The sequence below is a fragment of the Hydrogenophaga sp. genome (assembly GCF_030656115.1).
GTDB lineage: Bacteria > Pseudomonadota > Gammaproteobacteria > Burkholderiales > Burkholderiaceae_C > Hydrogenophaga.
Genome location: NZ_JAUSOO010000151.1, coordinates 1 through 6,143, shown reverse-complemented (window position 1 = coordinate 6,143; position 6,143 = coordinate 1). Strand labels below are relative to the sequence as shown.

General features: G+C 62.8%; 6 protein-coding genes and 1 pseudogene. All 7 read right to left on the bottom strand.

What is annotated here, in order from left to right:
• A partial coding sequence (locus tag Q7J58_RS19880) for a hypothetical protein (RefSeq protein WP_304831456.1) occupies positions 1-210 on the bottom strand: 210 nt, incomplete at its 3' end.
• Entirely contained in the window at positions 207-971 is a 765-nt protein-coding gene (istB, locus tag Q7J58_RS19875; RefSeq protein ID WP_304831455.1) for an IS21-like element helper ATPase IstB, read from the bottom strand. The genes istB and Q7J58_RS19880, both read right to left, overlap by 4 nt.
• Positions 958-2,034: an IS21 family transposase gene (locus Q7J58_RS19870; protein WP_304831453.1), complete on the bottom strand. Its 1,077-nt coding sequence runs from the start codon at positions 2,032-2,034 to the stop codon at positions 958-960. Before Q7J58_RS19870 ends, istB begins: the two co-directional genes overlap by 14 nt.
• 150 nt (positions 2,035-2,184) lie before the next feature.
• Entirely contained in the window at positions 2,185-3,183 is a 999-nt protein-coding gene (locus Q7J58_RS19865; RefSeq protein ID WP_336623515.1) for a site-specific integrase, read from the bottom strand.
• Positions 3,180-4,112, bottom strand: coding sequence for a tyrosine-type recombinase/integrase (locus Q7J58_RS19860; RefSeq protein WP_304831452.1), 933 nt, complete (start codon positions 4,110-4,112; stop codon positions 3,180-3,182). Before Q7J58_RS19860 ends, Q7J58_RS19865 begins: the two co-directional genes overlap by 4 nt.
• Positions 4,109-5,353 (bottom strand): site-specific integrase, encoded by a 1,245-nt coding sequence (locus tag Q7J58_RS19855; RefSeq protein ID WP_304831451.1) that lies wholly within the window; start codon positions 5,351-5,353, stop codon positions 4,109-4,111. Before Q7J58_RS19855 ends, Q7J58_RS19860 begins: the two co-directional genes overlap by 4 nt.
• A gap of 154 nt (positions 5,354-5,507) precedes the next feature.
• Positions 5,508-5,888 (bottom strand): annotated as a pseudogene (locus Q7J58_RS19850) (IS21 family transposase); the annotation flags it as partial.
• Positions 5,889-6,143: the final 255 nt, after the last annotated feature.

Below are 6,143 nucleotides of genomic sequence, written 5' to 3'. Positions count from 1 at the left end.
GTCAAAGTCCTCCAGTGATTCACTGCTCACCCTGTTCACGCGCTGCTCCCGCAGCAGTTCCTGCACCGCCAGGCCGTAATGGGTCCAGACGCGATCGCGCAGATCATCCAGCACCTCCAACACCGCCCAGGCCTGCTCCGGTGTCCAGGTGTCGTCCACCGCGAAGGGCAGCCCACGGTTCAGCCCAGACGGGGGATGCCACGGCTTCATGTCGCCTCCTTTGAAGGCTTGCGCTTGGCCGTTCGCGCCCGGGCGTGCTCTTGCGCCTCCTTGCGGCGGTACGACTGCCCCTTGATGCCCACAATCTCGGCGTGATGAACCAGTCGGTCCACGAGGGCGACCACGCAGGCCGCGTTGGGAAACACCTCACCCCACTCGGCAAAGGACTTGTTCGTGGTGATCAGCGTGCTCTTGTGCTCGTGGCGCCGGCTGATCAACTCGAACAGCAGATCGGCATAGCGGCTGGAATACGACAGGTACCCGACCTCATCGATGACCAGGAGATCGGGCCTGGCGTAGTGGCGCAGCCGGGTGCGCAGTGCCGAATCGCTGTCCAGACTGGCCAACTCGCCCAGCAGCTTGCCAGCCGTGGTGAACATGGCGGTGTGCCCTTGCAGCACCGCCTGGTGTGCAATGTTCTGGGCAATGGTGGTCTTGCCCACGCCAGAGGGGCCCACCAGGATGGCGTTGCTCGCGCTGTGCAGGAACTGCAGCGTCATCAGCTCGCTCACGCTGGCCTGGTCAATCTGCTCGGGCCAGCTCCAGTCGTAATCCACCAAGGGTTTGAAGCGCCCGATGCGCGCACTGTGCAGCCGCCTCTCCATGGAGCGCCGCGTCCTCTCCTGCTCCTCCCAGTCCAGCAAGGTGCCCACCCAGGCCTCTGTGCAGCAGGTATCCCAGTGGGACAGCACCCCGTGCAGTTGCAGCGCCTGCGCGCGGAGTTTGAGTGTGCTCGGATCAGGGGTTGGCATCGTCACCCTCCTGCGTGAGGCGGTCGTAGCCGTCCAGGCTGTGGGGGCGCACGGCGATGTCGCGCGCTTTTGCATGCGCTGACAGGGCCACGCCCAGCGGGGGCGGGGTTTGCGCCGATCGCTGGCGCTCAAGCGCCATTCGAACCGCATGGGGGTGTGGCACACCGCGGCCCATGGCGTCCGTGACGGCAGCCATCATCTGCGTGCGTCCATGCACATCCAGCAGCTCCTGCAACTCACGGGCGATCCGCCCCAGCGGCTCACCGCGCTTGGCCGCCTCTGTCAGCAAGTCCTGCACCTGAGGCAGCGCGTGCACCAGGCGGTCCGTGTCGCGATGGGCGCGCGCACCCCGCTTGTGCTGCACCAGGTCCTGCACATGGGCCTCGATCTCGATCTGCTGAGCCTTGTCCCAGCAACGCGGGTGCGAGGCCAGCGCCTGCTGCCCGTCCAGAATGCGCACCTCACGCAGATTGGCGTGCACGGTGAGGCTGCGCTGCACGTGGGTGTGGGGGATGGAGTAGTCGTTCAGGTCAAAGCGCACATAGGGTGTCTTGGCCGCTGTCACGCCGCGGATCTCTTCGCAACAAAACGGTGTGGCCGGGAGGTCCATCAGGTGCGCTGTTTCTTGGTCAAAGGCCTCCTGCACCGACAGCTGGGTGTCCTCGGGGCAACGCCGAGCACTGGCGGGACCCGCCACCCAGGCATCGGCCTGGGCATTGAGGTCCTCAATGCCATCAAAGCTGCGGCCCTCAAAGAAGGCGCTGCGGATATAACGGATGGCGCGCTCCACGCGCCCTTTCTCATTGCCCCGGGCCGGGGCCACGGGCCTGGCCTCGAAACGGTAGTGGGCCGAGAGTGCCAGCAGGGTGGGATTGAATCGGATGGCCTGCCCCTGGCGTTCGAGCACCGCGCTCTTCAAGTTGTCATAGAGGACGACCCTGGGCACGTGCTCCCAGGACTCAAAGGCCTGGACGTGGCCACGCAGGAAGTTCTCCATGTGCGAGCCCAGGAAGAAGCGCAGGAAGATGCGTCTGGACCAGGACAGGACCATCACGAAGGCCATCAGGGGTCGGCGGGCTTGCCCGATCTGGAGGTGGCCGAAGTGGCCCCACTACGCCGAGTCCCAGAACATGCCGAGTATTTGCTTGACGTCACAGTTTGCAGGGTGGCGTCCACGCAGAACAGGGAAGGAAACTCGGCATAGTCTGGATGCCTACAGATTCTTCAGGAAAGTCAGCAAGGCATCGTCAGGTCTGAAGGTGGACGGGGAGGAATCCGGTGGAACCGTCTTGGCCAAGACGCGGCGCTTCAATTCCAGGTCCGCGCTGAGATAGACGTGAGTCGTCTCGACCGACTCATGGCCGAGCCACATCGCGATGACTGTCGTGTCGACACCAGCCTGCAAGAGATCCATTGCCGTGGTGTGCCTGAGCACGTGTGGCGAGACGTTTTTGCTGCGAAGCGACGTGCAGGTCTGGCCCGCCATGGCGACGTGCTTGGCAAGCAAGTATTGGACGCCGTCACTACTCAATCGTCCACCACCTCGGGCGGGGAAGACGACGAAACCGTCACCTCGCGCCGGCTCCAGAAGCCAAGCCTGAAGAACCGCAACGGTCTGCTTCGTCAACGGCGTACAGCGCTCCTTGCGCCCCTTGCCCATCACGCGGACATGCGCACCGGCACCAATAAATATGTCGTCACGCCTGAGCCCAGTGAGCTCCGACAGGCGCAGCCCCGATTGAACGGCAAGGAGGATCCATGCATAGTCGCGTCGACCGGCCCACGTAGTTCTGTCCGGGGCTGCGAGTAGCGCATCAACCTCCGGGCGGTTCAAATAGCCAATCTGTCGATGTGCGCAGCGCTTGCTCGGGATTGCCAATACCCGCTGGATCTGATCGGCATGCTCAGGCAGCTCGAAGGCAGCGTATTTGAATAGTGATCGGATTGCCGTGAGCCGTAGATTGCGGGTACGAGGCGTGATACCGCGAAGTTCCTCCAAATCGTCCAAATAGGCGCTGATCAATGGGGCGTCGATGTCTTGCCACGCAAGGCCTGATGGAGCCTTGCCGGTACGGGTCTTGCTGAACCTCAACAGCAGCCGGAAGGTGTCGCGATATGAAGCCACGGTGTGGGCGCTGGCGCGCCGCTGTCCGATGAGACGTTGCGTGAAGAAGCGCGTGAGCACGCTTGCAAAGCTGACTGCGGGCATCATGACCTCGTCCCCCAATACCGCTCGAGTCGCTCCTGGGCCAAGCTCATGAGTTCCGGCCGGGCGCTGAGGTACCAATAGGTGTCGCGAACTTCGGTATGTCCGAGATAGGCCGACAGCACCGGCAACCGTCGCTCGACGTCCTGTCCGTCCCGATACCACTGCAAGAGGGTCTGCAAAGCAAATCGATGCCGTAGATCGTGCAAGTGCGGGCGGCGTCGATCCCGCTGCTCGACCACGCCAATCTTCTTGAGCAGGCGCTGAAAGGTGTCGAGCGCCAAGTCGTGGGACAGCGGCTTGCCCTGGTCATTGACAAAGACGTGATCGGTCGTCAACGTGACCCCCAGTGATTGGCGTCGGCGCATGTAGTCGGCAAGGACTTTGAGTGCGCTCTGATGTAATGGAACCAGTCGAGACTTGCCAAACTTGGTCGAACGGATGGTGAGGATCGCCTCATGCAGATCCACATCTCCAAAGGTCAGGGCACGCGCCTCACCGATGCGCAGTCCAGTTACGCAGAGCAAGCCGAACAGGCAGTGGAAGGTCCAGCGACGCAAGCCGTCATCGGGGGGAAGTTCCAGGGCCGCATGGAGCAAACGTTCGATATCGCCGTCGCTGAAATGATGAGGTTGCGGTCGAAGGCGTACACAGGGGATCAAGTCCACCGGCGGAACCTGCGTGCGCGGATCGATCGCACTGCAATACCGGGCGAAGCCGCGTATGAAACCCAGGCGTCGGGCGTGCTGGACCGCCTGCACGGAAGTTGGTAACAGTGCCCACTTCAGCGCCATCTCGGTCGTGATGTGATCGAGCCCGTGGGTTTCCATATAGGAGACGAAGGTCACCAAGCCTGTTCCCTCGGAGTGCAACTTGAACCCGAGGCCGCGGCGTGTGCAGAGGTAGTCGTGCATCATTGTGCGCAGCGTGTTCATGATTGAACTCCCGGCCACGGCAGGGCGAGCGGACGTAGAGCAGCAAAGTCCACCTTCGCGTAGATGCTGGTCGTCTTCACGTGCTGATGTCGCAGCAAGCTGCCGATCTCGGTCAAGCTGGCGCCCTGGCGCAACATCTCGCAGGCCAGAGCATGACGAAACTGATGTGCCCCGCCATGGCGTATTTGCAGTCCAGTTCGGGCAATCGCAGCGCCGACGATCGAGCCTATGCTGGTTGGTGACCCAAGGCCGCGAATCGGTGCGTTCGTACGCAAGAACAGGGTTCGATCCCTGCTACGTGGCCGAGCGCGCAAGAGGTAGCTGGAGGTGGCCTCCCCGACATCGGCCGGCAAGGGCAACTGCGTGTTCTTGCCGCCTTTCGATCCGATCACCGTAAGGCTGCCCAGTTCCCAGTCGATGCTCTCCAGAGTGAGCGCCACGATCTCTCCGGCGCGAAGGCCCAGGCGCGCCAGCAGCAATAATATTGCGTAGTCTCGGCAGCCTGCGGCAGTGTCGCGCTGGCAGCTCTGCAAGACGGCGCGCAAGTCCTCGGCCGAGATCGCGCGTGCAACGCCTGTCATCGACCAGTTGGGAACTGTTGGAACCGCTGCGGCAAGATCAAGGGTGACGTCACCGCGCAGGCGCAGATAGCGCAAAAACGAGCGCAAGGCGATGGTCGAGCACTTCGCCCGCGCCTGACCCAACCGGGCTGCTTGGCGCGTGATGAACCCAACTACATCGGCCGCCCGCAACTCGCTGAGCTCGACGGCACCGCTGGCGAAGCGCTCAGCCAGAAATTGCTCGGCGAAGGGAATATATTGTCTGAGCGTCGCGGGCGACAGTGCTTGGGCTTGCCGCAAGTGCTGCCTATACGCGGCGATAACAATCTGAATGGGCGTGACATCGACGGCTGGGGTCGCAGCCTGTTGCCTGACGACGCCCGTTTGCCGTAGAAACGTCATCAAGCGGCTCAGGCATAAGCGATCTCCGGCGTGAGCAGAATTGCGGGACCCCGTCAACCGCCGGAATCGATCAAAGTGCTCGTCCGCTAGCAAGTCCATGCCGACCGCCTGCGTCTTCATCCACCGGCTGAGCTTGGCGATCAGACGAATCTGCTGAGAGATTGAATGCCGTTTGAATCCCTGTTCGCTCAGGCACACGGCAAAAGCATCAATGTGAGGTGCCAACGGGCCCTGTGGCCGGTGCAGCAAAGGCCACAACTTGACTTCGGACTGTTCCATTTGATTCTCCATGAAGGGGGGGTGTCCACCATGGAGGAAAAATGAAATGCCGAGTAAACCTTCTTCTACGACACTCCCGCTACTCGGACGTCAAGCAAATACTCGGCATGTTCGGGGACTCGGCGTAGTGGGGCCTATGCCGAGCTCGGCATAGGCCCCAGTCGCATTGCCCCTGTTCACCGGGTAAGGTGCGCAGGCGCAAGTAGGCCTGTGCTGGGGGGCGCGGACGGTGGCGGGCGACGATGTGGCGAAAGTGGTCGGGGCGCCCCTCGTAACCGCGCTCGGCGGCCATGGTGTGCAGCCGGCTGGCCGTGAGGCTGGGGAACTGCTTCAAGGTCTCTTCAATAAAGGGCAGGTAGGGGGTGATGCCCGAGGGGCGTTGTGCGGGCACGATAGGAGCTGCGCCGGCCTGGGTGAGCACGCGCATGACGGTCTCGCGGTGCACGCCCAGCTGGGCCGCGATGGTGCCCACCGGCCAGCGCTCGGCGTGGTGGTAGCGCAGGATCTGCGCCGTGAGTTCAGGTGAAATGGCCATGTGAGTCGGACCTCCATACGAATGGTTGGGATGGATGGCGAAAGCGGCAGCGCAAGAAGTCCAGACGCACAAAAGCCGAGACCGAGCGGCCACAGAAGTGGCACTTGCAGGGCTGACTGGTGTCGGGATTCAGAGTGGTTTCGTCGCCGGGCGGCAGTACACCAGCATCGGGTGGTGATGGGCTACCCTGATGCGTCACTATCTGCCGACGGGCCCTCCACCGCCCCTGGCGTTGGGCGTGGGCGTGGCGGCCTT

Excerpts from the sequence above, each read along its gene's own strand:
- Q7J58_RS19855 (WP_304831451.1), bottom strand. The coding sequence starts at position 5,353 with ATGGAACAGTCCGAAGTCAAGTTGTGGCCTTTGCTGCACCGGCCACAG.
- Q7J58_RS19870 (WP_304831453.1), bottom strand. The coding sequence starts at position 2,034 with ATGGCCTTCGTGATGGTCCTGTCCTGGTCCAGACGCATCTTCCTGCGC.
- Q7J58_RS19860 (WP_304831452.1), bottom strand. The coding sequence starts at position 4,112 with ATGAACACGCTGCGCACAATGATGCACGACTACCTCTGCACACGCCGC.
- Q7J58_RS19865 (WP_336623515.1), bottom strand. The coding sequence starts at position 3,183 with ATGATGCCCGCAGTCAGCTTTGCAAGCGTGCTCACGCGCTTCTTCACG.
- istB (WP_304831455.1), bottom strand. The coding sequence starts at position 971 with ATGCCAACCCCTGATCCGAGCACACTCAAACTCCGCGCGCAGGCGCTG.